18 protein-coding genes, 1 tRNA gene and 1 pseudogene are annotated in these 23125 nt (G+C 41.0%); 11 read left to right on the top strand and 9 right to left on the bottom strand.

Annotation, left to right across the window (positions count from 1 at the left end):
• Positions 1-119 precede the first annotated feature (119 nt).
• Both B3V51_RS10365 and B3V51_RS10360 read right to left on the bottom strand, forming a co-directional pair.
• A complete protein-coding gene (locus B3V51_RS10365; RefSeq protein ID WP_093070137.1) occupies positions 120-383 on the bottom strand; it encodes a hypothetical protein in 264 nt (87 codons plus the stop codon).
• Positions 384-435: 52 nt separating this feature from the next.
• The gene (locus B3V51_RS10360) at positions 436-1272 is read right to left on the bottom strand and encodes a DNA/RNA non-specific endonuclease (RefSeq protein WP_227674111.1); all 837 of its coding nucleotides are present in this window, start codon (positions 1270-1272) and stop codon (positions 436-438) included.
• 186 nt (positions 1273-1458) lie between these two features.
• On the opposite strand from B3V51_RS10360, the gene B3V51_RS10355 reads away from it, so the two are divergent.
• A tRNA-Ser gene (locus B3V51_RS10355) sits at positions 1459-1549 on the top strand.
• A 282-nt stretch (positions 1550-1831) separates the two neighbouring features.
• Positions 1832-3202, top strand: a complete 1371-nt coding sequence (locus B3V51_RS10350; RefSeq protein ID WP_286708369.1) for a tyrosine-type recombinase/integrase — start codon at positions 1832-1834, stop codon at positions 3200-3202.
• A 194-nt stretch (positions 3203-3396) separates the two neighbouring features.
• Here the strand turns inward: B3V51_RS10350 and B3V51_RS10345 are convergent, their stop codons facing one another.
• Positions 3397-4770, bottom strand: a complete 1374-nt coding sequence (locus tag B3V51_RS10345) for a hypothetical protein (RefSeq protein WP_286708368.1) — start codon at positions 4768-4770, stop codon at positions 3397-3399.
• Positions 4771-5183: 413 nt separating this feature from the next.
• Between B3V51_RS10345 and B3V51_RS10340 the strand changes: the two genes are divergently transcribed.
• The 6 genes from B3V51_RS10340 to B3V51_RS10315 all read left to right on the top strand — a co-directional run bounded on the left by B3V51_RS10340 (position 5184) and on the right by B3V51_RS10315 (position 10275).
• Entirely contained in the window at positions 5184-6074 is an 891-nt protein-coding gene (locus tag B3V51_RS10340) for an inovirus-type Gp2 protein (RefSeq protein ID WP_286708367.1), read from the top strand.
• A gap of 181 nt (positions 6075-6255) precedes the next feature.
• Positions 6256-6534: a hypothetical protein gene (locus B3V51_RS10335; RefSeq protein ID WP_286708366.1), complete on the top strand. Its 279-nt coding sequence runs from the start codon at positions 6256-6258 to the stop codon at positions 6532-6534.
• A gap of 56 nt (positions 6535-6590) precedes the next feature.
• Positions 6591-7586 carry a DUF932 domain-containing protein gene (locus tag B3V51_RS10330; RefSeq protein ID WP_286708365.1) on the top strand — a complete coding sequence of 332 codons (996 nt, stop codon included), beginning with the start codon at positions 6591-6593 and terminating at the stop codon, positions 7584-7586.
• A 111-nt stretch (positions 7587-7697) separates the two neighbouring features.
• Entirely contained in the window at positions 7698-8825 is a 1128-nt protein-coding gene (locus tag B3V51_RS10325) for a YqaJ viral recombinase family protein (RefSeq protein WP_286708364.1), read from the top strand.
• A gap of 109 nt (positions 8826-8934) precedes the next feature.
• Positions 8935-9846: a hydrolase or metal-binding protein gene (locus B3V51_RS10320; RefSeq protein WP_286708363.1), complete on the top strand. Its 912-nt coding sequence runs from the start codon at positions 8935-8937 to the stop codon at positions 9844-9846.
• Positions 9847-10014: 168 nt separating this feature from the next.
• A complete protein-coding gene (locus B3V51_RS10315; RefSeq protein ID WP_330165964.1) occupies positions 10015-10275 on the top strand; it encodes a helix-turn-helix transcriptional regulator in 261 nt (86 codons plus the stop codon).
• 119 nt (positions 10276-10394) lie between these two features.
• Here B3V51_RS10315 and B3V51_RS10310 read toward each other — a convergent pair whose 3' ends face one another.
• Positions 10395-10619, bottom strand: a complete 225-nt coding sequence (locus B3V51_RS10310; protein ID WP_286708362.1) for a hypothetical protein — start codon at positions 10617-10619, stop codon at positions 10395-10397.
• Positions 10620-10767: 148 nt separating this feature from the next.
• On the opposite strand from B3V51_RS10310, the gene B3V51_RS10305 reads away from it, so the two are divergent.
• The 3 genes and pseudogenes from B3V51_RS10305 to B3V51_RS10295 all read left to right on the top strand — a co-directional run bounded on the left by B3V51_RS10305 (position 10768) and on the right by B3V51_RS10295 (position 15613).
• The gene (locus B3V51_RS10305; RefSeq protein ID WP_192993555.1) at positions 10768-11733 is read left to right on the top strand and encodes an AAA family ATPase; all 966 of its coding nucleotides are present in this window, start codon (positions 10768-10770) and stop codon (positions 11731-11733) included.
• Between the two features lie 11 nt (positions 11734-11744).
• The gene (locus B3V51_RS10300) at positions 11745-14264 is read left to right on the top strand and encodes a S8 family peptidase (protein ID WP_230710333.1); all 2520 of its coding nucleotides are present in this window, start codon (positions 11745-11747) and stop codon (positions 14262-14264) included.
• Between the two features lie 67 nt (positions 14265-14331).
• Positions 14332-15613, top strand: a pseudogene (locus B3V51_RS10295) (IS256 family transposase).
• A gap of 143 nt (positions 15614-15756) precedes the next feature.
• On the opposite strand, the gene B3V51_RS10290 reads toward B3V51_RS10295, so the two are convergent.
• From B3V51_RS10290 to B3V51_RS10270, 5 genes are all read right to left on the bottom strand, one after another.
• Positions 15757-16611 (bottom strand): patatin-like phospholipase family protein, encoded by an 855-nt coding sequence (locus B3V51_RS10290; RefSeq protein ID WP_198328257.1) that lies wholly within the window; start codon positions 16609-16611, stop codon positions 15757-15759.
• A 134-nt stretch (positions 16612-16745) separates the two neighbouring features.
• Positions 16746-17555: a M48 family metallopeptidase gene (locus B3V51_RS10285; RefSeq protein ID WP_286708361.1), complete on the bottom strand. Its 810-nt coding sequence runs from the start codon at positions 17553-17555 to the stop codon at positions 16746-16748.
• A gap of 6 nt (positions 17556-17561) precedes the next feature.
• Entirely contained in the window at positions 17562-20897 is a 3336-nt protein-coding gene (locus B3V51_RS10280; RefSeq protein WP_286708360.1) for a type I restriction endonuclease subunit R, read from the bottom strand.
• Positions 20894-21514: a hypothetical protein gene (locus B3V51_RS10275; RefSeq protein ID WP_286708359.1), complete on the bottom strand. Its 621-nt coding sequence runs from the start codon at positions 21512-21514 to the stop codon at positions 20894-20896. The genes B3V51_RS10280 and B3V51_RS10275 overlap by 4 nt, the downstream gene beginning before the upstream one ends.
• Positions 21498-23000 carry an AAA family ATPase gene (locus tag B3V51_RS10270; protein WP_286708358.1) on the bottom strand — a complete coding sequence of 501 codons (1503 nt, stop codon included), beginning with the start codon at positions 22998-23000 and terminating at the stop codon, positions 21498-21500. The genes B3V51_RS10275 and B3V51_RS10270 overlap by 17 nt, the downstream gene beginning before the upstream one ends.
• Positions 23001-23125: the final 125 nt, after the last annotated feature.

The raw sequence follows: 23125 nt of genomic DNA, 5'->3' as shown, positions 1-23125 counted from the left end.
TTGTCAAAGATTTTGAGCGACATAAGCGATGTCTTGACTCATTATAATCAATTTTCCGACTTTGCCTAGTAATTTTTTTATACTTTATTATTTCTATAAAATAAAACCATATCAAAGACTTACAAGAAGGGATTGTCGATATCTTTGCCCAATTGGTCATCATTTTCCTTTGACTTATCATCATTATTATTATAAAGGTTTTTACTTTCAAATATGTTTATGACCCGACTCATTAGCTCATGCAATTGCTGAGCGTGTTCATATCCGGATGCATCCAAAGTCAGGTCAATATCACCATAGATGATGATTTTGTCCTTTTGGTTTTCAATAACAAGATCACCAACCTGCATGCTTTGGTGATCATTGGCGAATGGGTCAATCATGTGTGTATCCTTATGGTGTATTTAAAACTCAAAAAGTATTCTACGTTTTGCTCTATGCCTTTAACTGCGCAAGTAACCACTCCAAAATAGCCCAGACGAATAGCATCCAATCCGGCTCCTGAGCTGACGCATCAGTTGTGTCTGAACTCTCACCTGCCTTCAATGGCAAATCCAATGCTTCTCGCTTGGTTTGAATGTCCAACATCGGCAAGACATCGATACCGGTTTCAGCGGTCAGCTCATCGATACTAATAACATCAATGCGTTCAGATTCGTCATTTGGTGCGTAATATACCCCTGCCTGATTGGTCGCGGGTATATACACTGCTTTGAAAAAATGGCTGGGTACAAGCACACGATTGGCAAGCTGCTTGGTCTTTTTATTGGTAAATGCGACGCCAGTAATGGTATAAACCTCACCGTATTGCTGGGTCAAATAGCGAGTAGCAGACTCAATATTACGCCAAATATAACGATTATTGCGCGGCGACTGCGGCGCGATATTGGCCAGACTAAAACTATCATATTGCTGGCTGCGCGTTGCCATATTGGCATTTGGTGCTAGGTGTCCGCGATCATAACCAGAACCTGAATAGTCAGACAATGACGCGCGTGCTGTTTCTGGGAGCTTGCTTTCTTCGTGAAAACTGTCTTCACGGTCGATCTGTTTGGCTTGCTGCAGACGCGCACGATCTAGATGTTCTGCTGACCACAGCGGTGTCCGTGATACACCAGAGTACATAACGGCAAAGCCATCCATGCATAGTGTTTGTGTCTTATTACTTAGCTTGGTGTTGGTAAATTCAGGATAGATACCACCATAAAAAGATTGGCTACACTGCGTGAAATTATCAGCATGTGCCTGATTAACACCTATTACAACTGTCATGACAGTCATTAGTATGCTGTGTTTAACTCCATATGTGCGCTCACGGAAACTTATCATTCAATCTTCAACCATTTATACTCATCATTGCGTATCTGCTATCCTAGCAGGCAGTTAGCAATAAAGAAAGATAGCGCGCAAGTCGTGACATTTTAAATGGTATCCGCTATACTTAGGCGTTCAAAAAACGGTGAAGTGGGTGAGTGGCTGAAACCGCACGCCTGGAAAGTGTGTATACGTTAATCGCGTATCGAGGGTTCGAATCCCTCCTTCACCGCCAATCTTATTAAATACTAGTTTCCTAGCTTGTCCTAAACTATCCTATATACATCTTAAACCCTTTATAAATAACGCTTCTAGCGTTTTTTTTATGTCTAACGTTTTCCTAATCTATCCGAACATAACCCACCTATCCCATAGCTTGTGTTGGTCTATCTGTTGGTCTATGATTTCATTAGACCTCAAAAAGACCAACATTTAGGCTTTATGATTCAGAATTAGACCAACGTACTTGTTGTATTTCTTGATTCATATAGCTTGTAGCCATAGGGAATAGACCAACATGTTAAGCGATAGTAAGATACGCAAGCTTAAACCTAGTGAGAAATGCACACCTTCACGTCCTGACAAATACAGTGATCAGCAAGGCTTACAGCTATTAGTACGCAATACTGGCACAAAGACATGGATAAGCGCCTATCGCTTCGATGGTAAGCAGACACGGCTCACACTTGGTACTTACCCCATCATGTCGCTTGCTGAAGCCAGACAAGCCAATACTGAGATTAAAGCGCTACTTGCTGATGGTATTGATCCAAAAAATAAAAAGCGTCAAGATAAGCTTGCCAATATTCACGCGCAAAAATTCAATGAATATGCGCTTGATTGGCTGGTTGAGCGTAAGCGTAATGTCAAACCGCGCACCTATCAGCAAGACTATAACCGTATGCATAAAGATGTGTTGCCACACTTTGAAGGTATTGTACTAAAAGATGTGAGCTTTGAGGATTGTCGATCGATGGCAGATGAAATCGAAAAGCGTGTGAACAAAGACGGTGAGCCGCCACGCGAGGTAACCAGACGCACTATTGATCTGGTTGCTAATGTTTTAAGACGTGCTAAACGCGAACGCATCATTGAGCAAAACCCAATCGATGATCTAAAGGCGCTCTATCCTAAAGCCAAAAGCCAGCACATGAAGCATGTGGATATCCATGAGCTACCTGCCTTACTCCAAGCTATCGAGGGCTATCATGGTCACGACCAAACCCGATTAGGTATGAAGTTTTTAGCCTACTCATTTTGTCGTACTATCGAGCTGCGTATGATGAAATGGGCGCATATAGACTTTGCCAATCGGTTATGGCGTGTTGATATTGATAACCTTAAAATTGCACGTAAGCATGTCGTACCACTGTCAGATCAAATGCTGGCAGTCTTAGAAGAAATGAAACCAATCACAGGTCATTATGAGTATGTTTTCTATAATACAGGCACTCAGCAACCATATAGCGAGGAGTTTATCAATAATGCGCTCGATATCTTAGGTTATGCTGGCAAACAAACAGGTCACGGCTTTCGTCACATCGCATCCACTAATTTAAACGAGCTTGGCTATATGGGCGATGCGATCGAGAAGCAAATGGCTCATGATAAAAAAAGCAGTATCCGAGCAGTTTATAATCATGCGCAGCATTTAGAGGAGCGTCGTAAAATCATGCAAGTTTGGGCAGACTTTTTAGACCTGCTCAGAGACACAGGTGAGGTTGTGGACTTTCAGACAGCGCGGCAGCAGATTGAGAAATCACTACAAAGCAAACAAGCTGACTCATTACAAAATGCTGATAAGCAGACCTTAATTAAAGCATTGTTAAATCAGGGTATCACAGCTGATGAGCTGCAAGAGTATATTGAGAATAGCAGATATACTTAACTATTACGAAAAATTATCAAAGCCGTCTATCAGTAATAACTTTTCTAAATGTAATAAATCTTTACATCATAATCAGTTGAGCTACGTCTAGAGCCAGCTCAATATAAAAATCACACAGCAGAGCAGTGATGAGTTTTTTATAGCCTTTGTTGGCTTAAGCACATCAAACCAACAAAGGCTATCCTTGTATTAAGTCATATCTGAGTGTAATTTTCAGTATTAGTATCGGCTGTTTCCTTAGCTTGTTTTCCATTGCTTCCTTCAGGATAAAATGGCTGTAATGTATTAACTTCTTGTTTGGGTGTAATAGTCTCAGCTGGCACCTCTTCATTATCGTATGTCGATGAGCCAACCGATTCTGCATCGTGATCGCTACTTAACTCTTGCTTATCTTTAGTTAGAAAAGTGTCTTCAGAGACTACATCTTCCTCACTATGTTCGCTTGACGAGTTAGAAGGCTGCGCTAGAGGTATACTTTCAAAAAAAGCATCTTGATAAGAAAAAGATGAGGTTAGCTTAATTTCTTGCTTCGTTATCTGACTATAAGCAGATTCAACTAACTCATTTAAGACTTCACGCTGCGTTTTACCACACGCCTTAGCAAGACGCCTTAGGTTTTTCTTATTGTCACTGGTAAGGTCTATACCCTGTTGTTTCTTAGCTTTATCGCGATCACGCTTTTGTTTTGCATTCCAAGCGTCATACATATTGCTAATAAAGAGCGTTCTATTATCAGCCTTTTCTGTGTTTACAACGTCACCCTTTTTGTAAAGCCAATAGGTCTCGAACATCCAATAATCAAGTGATGCCAGTATGTGACAAAGCCGCATAGCTGTATCTGTTTCTTTAAATTTAATAATGTCAGAACAAATTAAAGCCTGTTGGCACCCAGCCTTATTGATGTTTGTTTTTCGCCCTCCGTTCTTTTTTTTACTCTCTTTGTTTCTTCTCAAGTTATTAAGATCATGCAATTTATTCATATATTTATATATATAGTTTGTTTTAACGCTACTGTTGCTTTTACTAGTCAGCCATTTAATATCTTTCGAATTTACTTGGCTGAGAAGGTAAGCATCTTTTAGTGATTCTAAAGTTATTTCTTTTAATTTAACTTGCGAATTATTATTTTTCTCAACAATTTTTTTATTCGAAAGTAGCAGTTTTCTATTAAAAATAACATCATGAATAAAAATCGATATATCGGATTCTGTAATGATGGATTCACTTGAGTTGATAGTATTTCTTAACACCATTTTTAGCCATAGTGCGGCTCTTGTATCGTCGTATAACCACTTGACATATGACAAAGGAATACTGTTTTCAGCACTGACTTCTAAAAATATATTCAAACTTCTAACGCTGTATCGTCGCTGTTTTAAAATTCTTATTAACTGTAATTTACAAAACGAGTCGTTTTTCAATACAGTTCCTGTTGGTAGTTGAGCACGCTCTCTCAACTCAAAAAGGCACCAATACACATTGTAAACGCTAAGAGCGTTGACCTTTCTTTCAATATACTTTTCATTCTCTATCAAAATCTCGCTACTATTTCTAAGTCCGTTTTTCATTATACATCCTTATATAATAATTAAAATTGAATTATTACCTATTGATTTATGCATCATAAAATCATCATTTTTTCGTCATTAAAACGTCGGTATAAATATAGAGTATTACATGCATTATATACGATTGAACTATAAAATTCTTATAAATTAACGTCAATGACGATCAGCTAACTCCATCTTCACTCTCTCCTATGAAACACAGCAAATTACTGTGTTACGATTTTCAGAAACCCAAGGCTGGCTTACAAAAAAATTGCCTTTGGATGCTCATGGAAGGACGGTAAGATAATATAAATTATATTAAGTACTACTTAACTAAGGCGGATGCTATCCGCACTTAGGAATAAAAAAATACACAACCCTATGAATATATGTAGCGCCCATTCAACTTTATATTCATAGGAAAACAAGCCATGATCTATTCCCCTGTTAATCACTCACAGCTTATCTCTAACGTCGACAGACTGGTTAGAGATGTACTATTTGGTACCATCAATTTTCAACAAATCAAAAGCCAATTAAATGAGTTCTATTACTCCTTCATGATTAGCCTTAATCCTGAAGACAGATACTCAAAACCTATCCAGGCATTTATAGAAAGCACCAGTATGATTATTGGTGACGCTTACGCTTATAACGTATTTTGGGATAATGAAAAGACAGTGCAGTTTATTCGGTTACTGTCAGGTTATGAGAAGGCGATAAAAAAAGACTACAGCGCGTGGCGTTATCAGAGTAATAAAAACTGCAGAAACTTAGAACCTAATATCAGAACCCTCATATCAGATCATTCAAGATTGTTGTTTGTGAGAGTGGATTTAAAATACATACCAGAGATCAGTCATCACATTACCATTCATGATTTTAACTTTCATATGAAAAAATTAAGAGACGCCATTCATAATGGCGATACTTGTTTTACGCATTTATTGCATTACGCTTTGTCATTAGAACAGGGTGAAGATAATGGTGGTTTTCATTGTCATTTGCTATTGATCTTTGATGGCGAAAAACATTACAAGGACAGTTATTTGGCTGATCAAGTTGGACAAAAATGGCAAGCGATTACTGAAGGCGTTGGCTATTGCTTTATATTAAATACTAAAGAATATAAAGAAAGTTTTGCACGCTACGGCAAGCTTGGTATCGGAATGATCCATCGTAACAACTTACAAGAAGTTGAAAATGCAGTTAACGCTGCCTTGTATCTAACCCGTCCTGATAAGCCTGATGGCAGCTATCAACGTCTTAAAGTGTCTTTACCGAATATGAAGGCCTTTGGGCAAAGCAGGCCCAAAAACTAGGTTAATGGTCAATATAGTTAGAACCTGTAAACGTATCTCATATCAAAATAATCTCAGATATATAGCATCCCCATGAGATGAGCATCGATGTCATCGTTGCCTCATTAATCGAACCCTAAACGTCTAATCAAGGTCTGCTTTATAGCAGGCCTTTTTTATGCGCCATTATCAAGGAGATCCTATGAAACCTATTTGCCCTTACTGTCACTCATCCGATGTAATCAGTCAATCTAATCCCGTCTCATCAATATTCGAACAGTTATGCTCTCAGGCAACGCTGACAAGCCTTGGCGTGAGCATTTGTAAATACTACAAAGTCAATCCTGCCATTGGTGTGATCACAGCCACCGCGATTGCCTCTGCTGTTAGCGTGGCAACGCGCCGCGCACAAACGCCGCTGATCACAACCCATCAGAAAAACTACCTTTGTCAGCGCTGTTTTAAGCCCTTCACGCCATAACCTTATTTTTATCATTACTCATTTATTTCATTAAAACTTATCAAGGAGCAGTATTCATGGCACATTTAATCGAATCAATGGCATACGTTGGCGAAACACCTTGGCATGGCTTAGGCAGTGAATTATCTCCAAAGCAGCCTATAGAGGTATGGGCACGTGAGGCTGGAATGGACTGGCGTATTGAGTCCTCAGACGTCAGCTACATGGCAACCAATGATAAAGGTCAAAACCTGATCATGCCTTTTGACAGCAATAAAGTGTTGTATCGCTCTGATAACTTAGAGCCGTTATCGGTAGTGAGTCAGCGCTATCAAGAAGTACAACCGAGTGAGATCTTAGAGTTTTATCGAGATCTCACCGAGCAAGCAGACTTTGAGCTAGAAACCGCAGGCGTCCTAAAGGGTGGCCGTAAGTTCTGGGCCCTTGCTCGTACCGGCCAATCCGCAACATTACGTGGTGGTGATGTCAGTCATGGCTATTTGCTCCTTGCAACCGCTTGTGATGGTACGCTTGCGACCACAGCGCAGTTCACCAATATCCGTGTGGTGTGTAATAACACCTTAGCAATCAGTCTTGCTGATGGCAGCGGCGGTGTGGTGAAAGTACCGCACAGTACCACCTTTGATGCCCAGAAGGTCAAGCAGCAATTGGGTGTGTCCGTCAGCCAGTGGGATAATTTTAACTATGAGATGAAGCAGCTCACCAATAGACGAGTGACGCAAGCAGAAGCCGCCAATTACTTAAATCGCGTGTTTAACGATGTCAAAGACGATGGCCTTATTCTGTTTAATACCGCTAAGAAAGAGAAAGAAGCGGTTCCGAATGCTCGCGCTATGAATCAGGTGATGACGATGTTTAACGGTCAGGGTCGAGGGGCAGATTTAGACTCCGCTAAAGACACTGCTTATGGCTTACTGTCTGCGATGACGGAGTTTGTCGATCATGAACGCCGTGCCATGTCGCAAGATCATCGTCTTGATTCAGCTTGGTTTGGTGCAGGGGCAAAGCTCAAAGATAAGAGCCTCGATGAAGCGCTGCGCTTAATTGCCTAATCTCTTAATTACTGTAGTTACTCAATGAATCAACCACGCCTTTGAGCGTGGTTTTTTTATGCCGCTTATTTAACCAATCACACTCACTACTCCATTTATAAGGAATCTATCATGGAAACCATCGCATTAAACAACACCGCTCAAATGAGACGTCGTAAGCGTTCAACGGTTAGAGCTAAAGACCTCAAACCTGCTGCTCCGGTAAACGCAAAGACAACTAAGCCTAGTCCTAGCACTGACACGGTTCAGAAGGATAAAGTCGTCAAAGCGACAGCCAAACGCTTAATCAACACCAAAAACTTAAGCCATGACAAATGGCTTGAAGTTCGCAAGCAAGGCATTGGCAGCTCTGATGCTGCTGCCGCTTGCGGTATTCACCCTTTTCTATCCATGCTTGAATTATGGATGATTAAGACTGGACGTATGGCATCAAATATTGATGAAGGTGCTGATAGTTATGCGCCACTGTACTGGGGTAACACCTTAGAACCAATAGTGGCTAAATATTATCAAAAGCACACCGGCAATAAAGTTCGCCGCGTCAATGCTGTCTTACAGCACCCTGATCCTGACAACCACTTTATGTTAGCCAATCTAGACTACAGTGTGGTGGGGTCAGATGAGGTACAGATATTAGAGTGTAAAACCACAGGGGAGCATGGAGCCAAGCTGTGGAAGCATGGCGTGCCGTTATATGTGACGTGCCAAGTACAGCATCAGCTAGCGGTCACAGGCAAAACGGCGGCGCACATCTGCGTACTACTCTGTGGACATGAGGCTAAGATTTATAAAGTTGAGCGTGACGAGCGCTTGATTGAATCCATCATGGAGCATGAGCGTCTGTTCTGGCAATACGTGCAGACCGACACGCCACCAACCCCTGATCATAGTGAGTCGGCAGCGCGTGCACTAAAACAGCTTTATCCCAAACCTGAGCCTAACAGCAAAATTGACTTTAAACATGATGGTGGCGCTAACAAGCTATTTGAGCAATTGCTGAGCTACCGTGATTACATGCAAGAGTTAGAGCAGCGTCATGATCAGGTAAAGCATCAACTACAAAGCCTGATCAAAGACCATGAGGTGGCGATCTTTGATAAAGGGGCTATCTCGTGGAAACGATCCAAGGACAGCGTAAGCTTAGATACCAAGGCGGTGATCAAAGCCCATCCTGAGCTACTCATTCAGTTCAGTAAAACCCGTCAGGGTAGTCGTCGTTTTGTGATCTTAAACGATTAACCTGCTATCTATTCTAATCAACACACACAAACTAAATCTAGCGCATAAGAGCCCATCTATCAAAGATGGGCTTTTTTATGGCTAACTAAAACATATAAGGAATATCACCATGATTAAAGGTCTCACCATAACCCCACCAGTTTTAGGTCGTATTAGCATCGGACGTATCATCGTAAAAGATGGCAAGCGTCTACCTGCTAAAGACGATCAGTTCACGATTACCAGTCAAATCCAAAACAAAGATGGCTGGGTTAACCATCCACTCGATGCAAAGCTGCGCGAAAAGAATGACGGTAAACTCAGACAAATACCGGTACGCATGTTGTTTAACGATCCTGACCTAAACCTTCGTGCTGAGTACACGCTGTTTGATCGACAAACTGGACGCCCGCTATGCGTGGGTGACGGTGAACATTGTCAGCGTCGTACCAATAATGGTGTCGAGCAGCTTCCTTGCCCATCACCTGATCGCTGCCCCTTAGCGCAAGGGGGTGCTTGTAAGCCCTACGGTCGTCTGTATGTCAATCTATCTGAGGACGATGAGCTTGGCACCTTTATCTTTCGCACCACTGGCTTTAATAGTATTAGAACGCTTGCCGCACGCTTAAGCTACTTTGCCGCAGTATCTGGCAATAAGCTGTCTTGCTTGCCGTTGCAACTCACCTTGCGAGGTAAAAGCACGACGCAAAGCTATCGCACACCGATTTACTTTGTGGATTTAACGCTGCGTGATGGGGTAACGCTCAAAGATGCGGTACAACATGCTGGAGTGATTGATGCAGAGCTGTGTGAACACGGCTTTGATCAAGCGGCGTTAGAGGCAGCTGCCAAACAAGGTTATGTGAACTCCTGCTTTGAGGTTGATAGTGATGGCATGCTTGATGTGGCTGAAGAGTTTTATCCCATGGAGACAGAGGATGTGAGTAGTACTCAGCAAGGGAGTTATCAGAATGGGTTAGCCACTCAGAACGTGAGCAGCATTGAGCAAGGACTACGGCAAAGCGTAACAGCAGTTAGCTAACTCTGTGAAAATAAGCAGTTGATATAAGAAGGAGCGGATTCATTCTGCTTCTTTTTTTATTGGGTTAACTAAGGCGAACGGTCGGACTGTATAGGATGCCGTAAAAAAATATAGGACTCCCTAACTGTATGAGAGAGAAAGCTCTCATTCACTTACTAGGAGAAAACAATGGATAATTTAAACGCAAACACTCAACCAAACACATCAATGCCAAGCATGCCACAAATACCTCGTATGATTTCGATACAGCAAGTCGAAGACTGTATAGGACTTAGTAGTTCCACAATTTATGATATGCTTAATAAGAGATCTAAACGTTATGACCCTACTTTTCCTGTTCAAGTAAAGATGACCAAAGGACGCGTAGCATGGGTTGAAAGTGAAGTCGCTCAGTGGATCGAGAGGAAGATGGCTGCGCGGTTTCACTGATCAATGATGAAAAACAAGCCGCACTAAGCGGCTTGTTTTTTTGCTATCTTTAGCTACACTTAGCTGCTTTTAGCTATTCTTAGCTGTTTTTAGCTATCCTTAGCTATCCTTAGCTATCCTTAGCTATTTGCAAGAGTCCAAGACCAACCCTCAGAAACGACTAATCCATCACGGCGCATTTTCTGCAACAGGTTACGCACCTTGTTCTTACGCTGTTTATCATCTAGCACTTGCGGTAACTTATTAGCCAGCATTTTATCAAAATCAGCTAGTCTGCCTCGCTCAAACGTCTTGAGGTATTCTATAATCAAGCTTTGATAATGCATGTCATCTAAGCCGCGCATTTACATATACTCTGCCTGCTGCTCAGTATGCTTGGCAACATCAGCGGCAATAATATAGCTATTTTTGCGCCCTTCAATCAGTGAGTTTTTTACGTACCGATTTGATATAATTATATATCAAACTAACTAGTATCATCGAGAGTCCAAAATGGCAACCGCTGAACAGATTAAGAACCTGATTAGGGCTCACTATCAAAACGATACTGGCCGATTCCAGTCAGTTTCATTGCAAATTGCTGCAAATGAAGCGCGCTCTGGTCATCATAAACTTGCTAAAGAGTTAAAATCTATCATCGATAAAGGGTCACCTACACAGAAAAACTTTGATAAAAGTAGTATGAGTGCTTCAAATGGTAATGAATTAGATGGTAGCCTTCAGCTCAAATTTGCTTCGGTTCGGAAAAATGAAATTGTTTTATCACCTTCTGTACAAGAGCACTTAGATAAAGTCATCAATGAACATAAAAATGCTGCTAGCCTTAGAGAATTCGGGCTTACTCCACGCAGGAAATTGTTATTCCACGGCCTCCCAGGAACTGGAAAAACAATATCAGCTTCAATGTTGGCTACAGAACTGAATATGCCATTTTACGCGATATTACTTGATGGACTCATGAGTAAGTATATGGGCGAAACAGCTGCTAAATTAAGAGCTATTTTTAATTTTATTTCTAACAACAAAGCTGTCTACCTTTTCGATGAGTTTGACTCCATAGGGTCTTCTAGAGGTCAGGGGAATGATGTTGGTGAGATCAAAAGAATACTAAATTCTTTTTTAGTCTTTTTCGAAGAAGAGCAGTCTAATAGTATAGTAATTGCAGCTACTAATCATGTTGAATCTTTAGACAAAGCTCTATTTCGTCGTTTTGATGATATTATTGAATTTGACTTACCTAACGAAGATGAAATAAAGCGTTTAATTCAAAATAAGTTCCTTTTGTTTAAGTTTAAAGTAAATAAGTGGTCTGCTATCTATGACGCTGCAAAAGGGTTAAGTTACGCTGAGATTGTAAAGGCTTGCGATGATGCTGCTAAACAAGCTGTCTTAAACAATAATAATATTGTTGATGAGAGCTTCTTACTCCAGTCCCTAAACAGTAAAACGAAACTCTAAAGAGTAACCTAATGAATAACAACAAGCCTCACCTGTTCTATAATAACATCGAAAAACATAATTATTTCGCTAGTTCTGGTGGAGGTTCGCCTTATCTTACTCCAAAAGACAGATCAGAGCATGGAAAGAAATTAATACTTCAATACGATGAAGCTTTGAATATATTAAATGAAAAACAAAATATTTCTAGTGATAGTCAGGATAAAGTCAACCCATTGACTAGCGAAAAAGGTATCTTCCTTAGCATTGTAAGTGATAATGGAACAGAGCTTGATGTTGAAAAATTTGATAATAAGTCATTCAAACTAAAGACATTAAAGCTAGAAGAGGATCAGCAAGTCTTAACTTTTTATACAAGCAACGAAAAAAAAGATGTATTTCGCAGTAGAATTGAGCAGTTTATTAATGATGATACTAGGGGTGGAAAACCTAAAAATCGTCCGATGTTGAATAATATATTCTTAATAAGACCTTCTACGTTAGAGGACTTATGGACAGACGATATATCGTTGCTACCAAAAGATTCAGAAAGCATTATAAAGTGTGAAGCATGGGTAACATTCGATGATGAAGAAGCGAGAAATAATTTTTTAAAGAAAATTGACGAAAAATTATATTCTTATATAAGTAAATCGTATATAACATTGCCAACAGTTACCATATTTAAAATTAGTGCTAATAGGAATCAAATTGAGGGTTTAATAGCTGAAAACCCTGATATCGTAGAACTACGGATATCATCAGAAAACCCTAGCGTATTCATTGATATGGACATACCATCTCAGCATGAATTTACTGATGACTTTAACCAACGTATACAGCTAGAACCGAGTGAAAACGATATTTTTGTCAGCATTCTAGACACTGGTGTTAACTATAATAACCCTTTACTTAATAAGGTGTGTGAAGCACGTTATAGTACTTCTTGGGATACAAACTGGGATCACTATACTGATAATGTACTTTTTCCAACAAACGTTTATCACGGTTCTTTTCAAGCTGGGGTAGCTGCGTTTGGCTCTGATATTCTAGATTATTTAGTAAATAGTCAGATGATTAAGGCGACTCATAAAATTGAATCAGGTCGAATTTTACCACCACGAGGAACGAACCCCGAAGAACTATACGGAGCAATTACATTAGGCACTATTAGTAACCTTATAATCGATCGGCCTGAAAGTCAAAGAGTATATAGCTTAGCAGTAACTAATAAAGATTATAAATGTGAAGGCTACCCCACATCATGGTCTGCAACTATAGATAATTTTTGCTATGAAAACTCACAAACGAGTTCTGATATTTTCATAATCTCAGCTGGAAATGCTGATAACTTTCAAAAAGATTATTGGTCAAATGCAAGGTTAACTAAAGTCCAAGATCCTGCTCAAGCTTGGAATGCTATTACAGTAGGTAGCTGTACTAAGCTTTATGATGTTACCAATATTCCCAATCCAGTGATCTGCTCAAAATTTAAAGATATTAACCCAACAACATCCAGTTCTCATAATTGGGAATGGGTCGATGCTCCTTTTAAGCCAGAAATACTTTGTGAGGGAGGCAATAGATTAATTCGTGACGATGGTGTTATAGACTTTCATGAAGATTTATCAGTTCTCACTGCTTCAGGTAAAACTCAAAATAACGTTTTTAGTTCACATGCTGATACCAGTGCCGCTACCGCTGAAGCCTCCTATATGGCTGCAAAAATTATGTCAGCGTACCCCGAAGCTACCTCTGAAACTATTAGAGGGTTAATGATTCATTCAGCTGAATGGTCAGAATCTATTTTTGATGAGTTAGAACAATTAGCTAGGCAACATCCACAGAATAATATGCTCAAAGAGTATCAAAAAAATATACTGAGGGTATGTGGATATGGGATTCCTGACTTAGAAAAAGCTGTTAATAGCAAAAATAATAGACTAAGCCTGATTATTGAGTCTTCAATAAAACCTTTTGATGAAACTGATAGTTTCAAACTCAATGAGTTTAACCTTCATGAATTACCATGGCCTGAACAAGTTCTTAAAGAGCTACCCTTAGACTCGACAGTCAAAATGACTATTACCTTATCCTACTTTATTGAACCTAACCCTAGGGTTTCAAGTATTAAAAGTAAGTATGTTTACAGGTCACATGGACTCTCTTTTAATCTTTGTAAATCAGGTCAGAATAAAGAAGATTTTATAGACAGTATGAACAGAAGCAATAAACGTGGTGAAGAATATACTAGTCACGATACACAACATAAATGGTTCTTTGGTAGTAGTCTACAAAAATCTGGCTCAATACATAAAGACTATTGGGAAGGAACAGCAGCAGAGCTTTCTGAGTTATCTAGAATAATAGTCAAACCTGTTACAGGTTGGTGGAAGCTTAATAAAGATAAAGAAAGATGTTCGAGAACGGTTAACTATTCATTATTAGTTACTCTGGAGGTTGAAGATAACGAAGTAGATATTTATTCTGAGGTTAAAAACAAAATAGAACTTCTTACTAAGAATCTAGTATCAATTGATATAGAACACTAGCCCTCTTATTCGAGAGTTTCCCAAACTTTGTGTAACTGCTTATAATCCACTAACCGGAGAATAAGCAATGACTAACCAAACTGACATTAAGAAACTAGCCGAACAAATGGCTTGTAGCATGAAAAGCTTTGATGACATCAAAGACTTTCAGAAGCAGCTCATGCAATCGTTTATCGATACTGCCCTTGAAGCTGAGATGGAAGACCATCTCGGCTACCCCAAGCATGAGAAAGCAGACAAGCCAAACAAGCGCAATGGGCACACTAAAAAGACAGTCCGCAGTGACACGGGCGATCTTGAAATCTCCACCCCAAGAGACCGTAATGGTGACTTTGAACCTGCGTTAGTGCGTAAGCATCAAAGTCGTATCTCAGGCCTTGATGACAAGATCATATTTCACTACAGGCATAGCCTTACGTCTTGCGCTTCGGGCAAGTGTCTCCCAGACACTTGCTGATCCTCGCTCATACGCCAAGGGTCAAACCACCACTGAGATCGTAGAGAGCATTAAAGAGCTCTACGATGTAGATATCTCAAGTACATTGGTTTCAAGAGTCACCGATAATATCTTAGACGACATCACCGCTTGGCAGAACCGGCCATTGAGCAGTGTTTATCCTATCGTCTATTTGGACTGCATCGTCGTTAAGGTACGCCAAGACAAGCAGATCATCAACAAGGCTATCTATCTGGCGCTAGGCGTGGGACTTGATGGTAAAAAAGAGCTGCTTGGCATGTGGCTATCAGAGAATGAGGGCGCTAAGTTCTGGCTAGGCGTTCTCACTGAACTACAAAACCGCGGGGTACAAGATATCCTCATTGCCTGTGTCGATGGTTTAAAGGGCTTCCCTGATGCCATTAACACGGTTTATCCCAATGCTCAGGTTCAGCTGTGTATCGTGCATATGCTGCGTTACTCCATGAAGTTTGTGCCGTGGACAGATAAGAAGGCCGTGGCGGCTGATTTAAAGGCCATCTACGGCGCTGATACGCTTGAGATAGCAGAGGCCAATCTTGAGCACTTTGATGAGACTTGGGGTAAAGAGTACCCGCACGTGGTTAAGTCTTGGCGTAATAACTGGGAGAGCTTAACGGTGTTCTTCGAGTATCCTAAAGACATCAGAAAAGCCATTTATACCACCAATGCTATTGAGTCTTTAAACAGCGTGATTCGGACAGCGGTGAATAAGCGTAAGGTGTTCCCCTCTGATCAGGCGGCATTCAAGGTGGTGTACTTAGCCACCCAGCAGGCATCCAAAAAGTGGTCAATGCCGATCCGTAACTGGACGTCTGCTCTGAATCGCTTTATGATTATGTTTGATGATCGTATAAGCAGGCATTTAATCTAAACGTCAGTTACACAGAATTCGGGATGGTCTCGACTGACCGGCAAATATCTCAACCATAAGATACTTATCCAATAGAATTAAGCTGCACTATTTAACAGTTAATGTCTAATTTTAAGCATTCTGATTTATTAACGGAATTATCATTAAAGTTTATGCCAATCTTCAATCGCTTTGTACCCAGTTTCTAGTCCTACATCATAGCTATAACGAATTTTAGCTTTATCTTTAGATAATCGACCCGCCATATTTTTCAAGTCGGGTGGGCAAACTTCTAAAAACTTCTGTGGTGATGCAGAATGTAAAAATTGCACCGCATCATTATAACGTTGGGTTCGTGTTAATAAGCTTTGGGCAAAACCATATCGTTGCTTAGAAAAATATTTAGCCAACAGCTGATCGCCCTTGCGACCTGCTTTATAGTAATTGTGAGGACGAGTACGGATCACCATTAGCTTAGCAACACGATCTTGTTGAGCGGCCCAATGCACAGGCAAAGCATCAGCTACACCACCATCGAAATAAGGTTCGCCAAATATCTCGACCGCTTGACGAGTCAGCACTGGTATAGAACTTGATGCTCTTAATCCATCCAAAATATTGTCTTTACAGGCTTTAATATAGTTAGCTTCACCTGAAATAGCGTGTGTTAGCACCATGTAAAACTCAGCATGACTGGCAAATAATTGTGCCTGATTTAGTGGATGCTCTTGTTCCACCACGTCCCACATCCACTTTAGATCCAGTAAGTCCCCACCTTTAAGGAAACGACCATAATGGATAAATTCAGGTCGAAGTGAATGATCTAAGTAAATCTGCAGGGTGCGACCTTGTTGCGCAGCTAAATAGTTAGCAACGTTCGTTGAGCCTGAGGACACCCCCACACAAAGATCAAAAGGATTAAATTGTTGTTGTAAAAATGCGTCTAAGACACCACTGGTAAATGCGCCACGCATTCCACCACCTTCAACTACAAGTGCTTGTCGATGTTGTTTAAGCATTGAAAACCTCGAATTCTTGTAAATACTACCTTTTTAACTTAACCATTACATAGAGTAATTAAGTGAAGCGCCTCGAGTATATCGGAGGCTGATACTTTTCCAAAGAACCATCTTAAACTACCTAGCTCCAAATTTTACTCATTCAAGTAAAGCTCAGCCATCCCGTCGAGCCTAGCTTTCACCTCTTTCCAATGCGGCATGACTTGAGTTAATAAGCGCCAAAAGTTTTCGCTATGGTTGTGTTCGGCTATATGACAGAGCTCATGCAGTATCACGTAGTCAATGCATTCCTTTGGTGCTTTTACCAAATGTGGATTAAGTATTAGATTGCCTCTAGTAGAGCAGCTTCCCCACTGCTTTTTCATGGTTATTAATTTTATTGAAGGACTATTTTTAACCCATGAGGCCTTATGTATCAAGGCCTCAAGCCTCTCTCTAGAGACCGACGTAAATTTATCTTTATACCATTTATCAATCAAGCTTTTCACGAGAATCGCTCGTTTTTCAGCGTCTAATTCAGAATCATTTTGAGACAATTCTACATGTAACTTACCGCGACTGAGCTTCACCGTACTGTTTATCACATCGTTAGTTTTTGCATCGGTTATCACTTTTAACACATAACGACGACCCAGATAAAACTGGGTCTCACCACTGATATAACGTTTAGGCAATACGTGATCTTGTTGCTTTGCAAATTCTTGTAGGCTTTGCCATATCCAGCGAGCACGCTTCATCATGGCGTCATGTATTATCTCGTCACTGGCATCAACAGGCGCTGTGGCGACTACACGCTGATCAGGATGTACCTTGATGACCACTTTGCGAGGTTTGCTCTTTTCGTTAATAAGCGTATCGCTTCTAGACTTATTTTTTGTGTCTTTACGCACGACTTCATAATGGATCTTATCTTCACCATAATAAAAGTTGCCTGTCTCAGTCATTGCCTACTACCCTCTTGCTGCTCGTGGGCTACTTGTCTCTCTCGACAGCCCAAGTCGGGTAATCTTTAGCACCTCTTCAATGAGCTGTTGCGCTTTATCAATACCCAAGTCAGCAAACAGCATTGGCAATAATCGTCTATTAATCGCATTTTCAATTTCACTGGCATTGATGGAATATTCCGCCACATTCGTTTTGACTACTTCATCAATCTCAAAGGCGTAAGCGACCAGCTTGTCATTATCTAGCTCTTTATCCGCTAAGAAATCAGTATCAAATAAATGCTTAAACAAACCAAAATAAGCCTGAGCATGTTTATTTAATTTGCCATTGTCATCGATAAATTCATTCGGTACATCAGCAACATCGCGGTCTTTGACGGCCTGCTCAAAGTCAGCAAACATCATGTACTGCTTCACGGGTGCATCGAACATCGCTTTAGCTTCTTCAATGGCTTTTTTTAGGAGCTTAGAGAAGTACTCTTGCGCATACGGATCATCAGCCAAATCTTGCTCAATCATCTTAGTCACACGACCTGTAATTTTATCGGTTTGGTTGCGTGCTTCATCATCACTGAGCGCTTCGGGCTTAACATCCTTGCCTAAATTGCCGACCAAGTAAGCCCCTTTCGCCTCTTTAACCTCAAGCCCTGCAATGTGCTTATCAAGTAAGCTACGAATATCCGCTTCATACTCATCATAGTCGATGGTTTCATCAGCATCTTCACGAACTTGCTTACGTAGATTGATAAAGGCTTTTAGATCGGCTTTGTAGCGATCACGCTTGCTATCAAATGATTTATCTGCAAAGAAAGATGCTGATTGCAGCGCAATCTTCATGGCGTTAGAAAACTCGGTCAAAGCAGCATAAAAGTCATCACGTTCTTTAAGCTTGGTATCGACTACTCTGCCATCGATATCCTGCATCTTCGGTGCTAGCACTTGCCTTAGCGCTTGCCCATCCTGTTTGTTTTTTACCGATGAAAAGATAGCCCACAGTTCGCTATGCAGTCTGGGTAACTGCTTATACTCGGTATCCATCGCGTTATACAAACCTTTGAGGTCTTCGATATCGAAGCCACCTTGCGTACGTTCCGCTAAGTCTTGATATTTCTCAATGGTGATATCCAGCTCTTTTAGGATGCCACGATAATCAATCAGATAACCAAAACGTTTCTTCTCATGCAAGCGGTTCACCCGTGCAATGGCTTGAATGAGGTTATGCTGCTTTAAAGGCTTATCAATATATAAAACGGTGTTCTTTGGCTCATCAAAGCCCGTTAATAGCTTATCAACGACGATCATAATGTCAGGACCATCGTCCTGACTAAAGGCTTCTATGATGGCTTTGGTATACGCTTTTTCATCACCGCCGAAGTCTGCGGCGACATTATCTTGCCACCATCTTTGTACGATGTCTTTTGATTCGCCATCGACAGTGTCATGCCCTTCACGGGTATCAGGTGGTGACATAGCGACCACTGAGGTCACTTTGCCAATCTTATCTAATGCCATTTTATAGCGAATAGCTGAGGCTTTAGAGTCACAAGCCAACTGACCTTTTAGATGCTGCTGTTTAAAGTTTTGGAAGTGATCAGAGATGTCATGAGCGATCAGCTCGATACGTCCCTCAACCTGATAGATTTGACCTTTTTGGGAGAACTTACGTTTGAGGTCACTCTTTTGATCGTCGGTAAGCTTTTGGGTGATACGGTCAAACCAAGCATCAATGGCTTGATCATTGGTATTAAGTTCAGGGATACGCTCTTCATATAACAGTGGCGTGACGGTTTTATCTTTGACCGCTTGCTGCATGGTGTAGGAGTGAATGATGCTGCCGAATTTGTTTTCGGTTTTATCATCTTTTAGTAATGGCGTTCCCGTAAAGGCAATAAAGGCAGCATTTGGTAAGGCTTGCGTCATGCGAATATTGTTTTCACCGTTTTGACTTCGGTGACCTTCATCGACCATGACGATAATGTTTGGGCTGTCATTATAGCATTCATCATACTTAACGGCTGAGCCAAACTTATTGATAATGGAGAAAATAACGCGCTCATTACCATGACCGATTTGCTCGGCCAGACGACGACCAGAGGTTGCCATGGCATCCTGACTATCTCGCTTACTGGTGATGACACCACCAGACTTAAAGGTATTACTCAGCTGAGTTTCAAGATCAACACGGTCAGTCACTACGATTATTCGGCACTTTGCTAATGCTTCTAGCCAAATAAGTGCTTTGGAGAAGAACACCATCGTAAAGGACTTACCACTGCCTGTGGTATGCCAAATGACACCGCCTTGCCGACTACCCGACTTACCATCAGAGCCGTCAAAACTACTGATACGTTCAATCAGAGCTTTGATGCCAAAGACTTGCTGATAACGGGCAACAATTTTGCCAGCCTTTTTATCAAACAAGGTAAACATGCGCGTCATCTCAAGCAAACGCTGTGGCTGTAAAAGACTGATGATTAAGCGGTCTTGATCGGTAACGACCAGATCACCGCTAGCAATCAGTGATTTATATTCATCTTTAATAGAGGCAGGACGATGGCTAAACAAATTCTCAATCTTCTCATCGCTGAGCGTTTGGTTTTTTATACGGGCAAACTCAGGCTCAGAGATTTCTTCTTCGACCCATTTCGCCCAAAATTTCCTAGGTGTACCGCAAGTAGCATACAGACCTTCATTACCGTTAACCGCAAGTAATAACTGGCTATAGGCAAATAGGTTTGGAATAAATTTCGGCTTTTGATTGCGAATATGCTGGGACACCGCTTGAGCATTGGTCGACTGTCCCTCTCTACTGGAGTCAGGGCGTTTGGCTTCGATCACTGCCAGCGGTAGACCGTTCACGAAGCAAACGATATCAGGAATGACATTACCTGTGCCCTCAGTATTCTGTACTACCATCTCTTCAGTAACGTGAAAGCTATTATTATCAATATTATTCCAATCTATCAGAGCGACGGTCTGCGAGGTTTTCTTACCATAGATGAACTCAGTCACGGTCACGCCATAGAGCATAGCGTTATAAAGTTTCTCATTGGCGAGCTGCAAGCCTAAGTTCATCGCTGGGTTTAGCTCATGTATGATCTTATCAATGGCGCTGTCTGATAAAGGATGCGCCTGACCTTCAAACGTAAAAGTTTGCTCGGCTAAAAATGCACGCATGATGGGCAATAGCACCACTTGGTTGGTGGCTTTATTGGAGACCGTCTTTGAGCGCATGGCATTGCACCAGCTAGGAGGAATGAATTGATAGCCTAGTGTAGTGAGTAAGGTTAAGGCAGGAATTTTTGAGCTAAATTCTTCTGCGAAATTGATACTGTTAGTCATCTAAGCCATCCTCGTAATACATTGATAACCACAGGCGCAAATGCTTCAAGCCTGCCATCTTGTGGCTTTGCTAAATCATCAATCACCATTTGAATCAAATCACTATCATCTATGACATCATCAGGATCAATGCCACTTCCTAATAATAAGGCTTGTACAAATTGCCCTCTTTGCTCAGTCAAAGACCTATGATCTAAATGTAATACGTCGATGGTTTTTTGAGCGTCATCGGTTAAACCCACCACTCTACCACTGAGCTTAAAATCTAAATCTGTTTCACATTCAACGTCAAAAGGCGTTAAGGGTAATGTCTGTGACCCATGTGCATTATCGCACTGATTGGCCGTTGTACAACTGGCAACGATATTGGTGTAATCAAGGCTTTTATGAGGTGCTGTCTTTCTTGCTATGACATGCTCATTCATTGTATCGTCGCTGCTGCCTGAGATTTGTTTGCAGCAGTAAGCACATAAATAAAACTGCTCTATGGTACATGCCAAACGGATATCTTGTCTTGTTTCAACCGTCAGATCGCTATAGTTGCCTTGTCTATTGCGACGTTTGAACTGACTTAAACTTGCTGGCTCGAGACCTACTTGTTTACTTATTTTTCGCAAGTTGCAGCTCCTTTTTACGAAGCAGCAATCTTGCTTTGGCAAGCTCCATATTACCGGCAGGCAGCTCACGACCTAGTGCTTGCATTAGCATCTTAGCATTATTGACATCACCATCATGAATGGCATCTAATAAATCATTGAGCTTATCATTAATATCAGGGTTACGGACGTCCGTGTCCATTGCCTCTAGCAATACGGTGTTAACGTCGGCACCATATAAAGGTGGCAATGCGCCAATCTCGCCATCACTTAGCAGATAGACCAATATGCCTTTTTGATCACTAATGACCAAAGGCGAATGGGTACTTAGTATGATCTGACAATTGGGGAAAGTAGCCGTGAATCGCGGCACTAAGTTACGCTGCCAACTAGGATGCAAGTGCATATCGACTTCATCAATTAAGATGATGCCATCGCCTTGTAGTGGGTCATCAAGAGCAGGGTTCATCATCGCTAAACGACGGGCAATATCGCCCACCAATGCCATCAACGACTTCTCTCCTTGTGAGAGCTGCATGACATTGAGTGACCTGCCATCTTTATCGACCGCCATATGTAGTCGTGGTTTGCGTTGAACGCGGATATTACTGAGATCAGGCATAAAGGCTGTGATCGCAGTTCTGACTGCGCTTAGTTGCTTATCTTCAATTCGATTATCACTTATTCCACCTACATTTTTAAAACTTTCACGAAAAGTCGTTACTTCTTCAAGAAGCTCTTTTAACTCTTCTAAACTCTTAATTCTTTCCTCAGTATTTAAATTTTTATCCTGACGTTTCCTTAACTCATCTGCCTTTTTCTTATATATTTCTGTAAGCTGTTCTTGTCTTTTAATTTCTTGCATTTGTTCACGCCAAGAGTTTTCGCGATACCTAAGCTGCTCCTCATTCTCAATATCTTCACGCTCACGAAACCATTCAAAAAACCGTCGAAAGTCTACGCCTTGATTGTGCGCACTGTCATAGCCGTCTATCTGTTCAAAATTGTGCTTGCTTCTTATCTTTAACGGAATGTCCAAGACTGAACGCTCGACTGGATAGTAGGCAATCAAAGGCAGGCTCGCATTGTCATTATCGGTGAGTTTCTGACGGTAATTATCTACCAGTTTAGAAAGTTGACTTAGATTGCTAGACTTCTCACTTTTACGCCCTTTTCGTACTTTTACGAGCGTCCATTGGTACAATAAAAATGATATCTCGCTATCCGTTTTAATATCATCAGACAAGTATAATGAAATACCAGCAGCTGACGCATTGTCGATGATATTCAGCTCATCGATGGTCGTGCCATTACCTTTTTCAGTACGCAAACGTGCAACGAACCAGCTTAAAGAAGTTGCTAACGCGTTTAGTATGGAAGTCTTACCGGCACCGTTATTACCAATGAATACCGTGACATTCGACTGATGACTCTCAGTTGGGGCAAAATCTACCTCAAGGTCTTCAAAGCGTCCTAGATTATTTAACGTGAGTTTTTTTATGTCCATGAGTGTATCCAGTCGCTTTTTTATGTGATCGATCTATGAATAAGCCTTATACCTTGTCAGTATAGCAGTGCGCTACTGTTTGTCGCTACAATGAAGCGTGACGTCTTTTTTTGCTTTAAAAAGGC

It is taken from the genome of Psychrobacter sp. UBA2514, assembly GCF_002341255.1.
Lineage (GTDB): Bacteria > Pseudomonadota > Gammaproteobacteria > Pseudomonadales > Moraxellaceae > Psychrobacter > Psychrobacter pacificensis.
Note: the sequence above shows the minus strand (reverse complement) of the source record. Positions and strands in the feature narration are given on the sequence as shown.

Excerpts from the sequence above, each read along its gene's own strand:
- B3V51_RS10365 (WP_093070137.1), bottom strand. The coding sequence starts at position 383 with ATGATTGACCCATTCGCCAATGATCACCAAAGCATGCAGGTTGGTGAT.
- B3V51_RS10360 (WP_227674111.1), bottom strand. The coding sequence starts at position 1,272 with ATGACAGTTGTAATAGGTGTTAATCAGGCACATGCTGATAATTTCACG.
- B3V51_RS10350 (WP_286708369.1), top strand. The coding sequence starts at position 1,832 with ATGTTAAGCGATAGTAAGATACGCAAGCTTAAACCTAGTGAGAAATGC.
- B3V51_RS10345 (WP_286708368.1), bottom strand. The coding sequence starts at position 4,770 with ATGAAAAACGGACTTAGAAATAGTAGCGAGATTTTGATAGAGAATGAA.
- B3V51_RS10340 (WP_286708367.1), top strand. The coding sequence starts at position 5,184 with ATGATCTATTCCCCTGTTAATCACTCACAGCTTATCTCTAACGTCGAC.
- B3V51_RS10335 (WP_286708366.1), top strand. The coding sequence starts at position 6,256 with ATGAAACCTATTTGCCCTTACTGTCACTCATCCGATGTAATCAGTCAA.
- B3V51_RS10330 (WP_286708365.1), top strand. The coding sequence starts at position 6,591 with ATGGCACATTTAATCGAATCAATGGCATACGTTGGCGAAACACCTTGG.
- B3V51_RS10325 (WP_286708364.1), top strand. The coding sequence starts at position 7,698 with ATGGAAACCATCGCATTAAACAACACCGCTCAAATGAGACGTCGTAAG.
- B3V51_RS10320 (WP_286708363.1), top strand. The coding sequence starts at position 8,935 with ATGATTAAAGGTCTCACCATAACCCCACCAGTTTTAGGTCGTATTAGC.
- B3V51_RS10315 (WP_330165964.1), top strand. The coding sequence starts at position 10,015 with ATGGATAATTTAAACGCAAACACTCAACCAAACACATCAATGCCAAGC.
- B3V51_RS10310 (WP_286708362.1), bottom strand. The coding sequence starts at position 10,619 with ATGCGCGGCTTAGATGACATGCATTATCAAAGCTTGATTATAGAATAC.
- B3V51_RS10305 (WP_192993555.1), top strand. The coding sequence starts at position 10,768 with ATGGCAACCGCTGAACAGATTAAGAACCTGATTAGGGCTCACTATCAA.
- B3V51_RS10300 (WP_230710333.1), top strand. The coding sequence starts at position 11,745 with ATGAATAACAACAAGCCTCACCTGTTCTATAATAACATCGAAAAACAT.
- B3V51_RS10290 (WP_198328257.1), bottom strand. The coding sequence starts at position 16,611 with ATGCTTAAACAACATCGACAAGCACTTGTAGTTGAAGGTGGTGGAATG.
- B3V51_RS10285 (WP_286708361.1), bottom strand. The coding sequence starts at position 17,555 with ATGACTGAGACAGGCAACTTTTATTATGGTGAAGATAAGATCCATTAT.
- B3V51_RS10280 (WP_286708360.1), bottom strand. The coding sequence starts at position 20,897 with ATGACTAACAGTATCAATTTCGCAGAAGAATTTAGCTCAAAAATTCCT.
- B3V51_RS10270 (WP_286708358.1), bottom strand. The coding sequence starts at position 23,000 with ATGGACATAAAAAAACTCACGTTAAATAATCTAGGACGCTTTGAAGAC.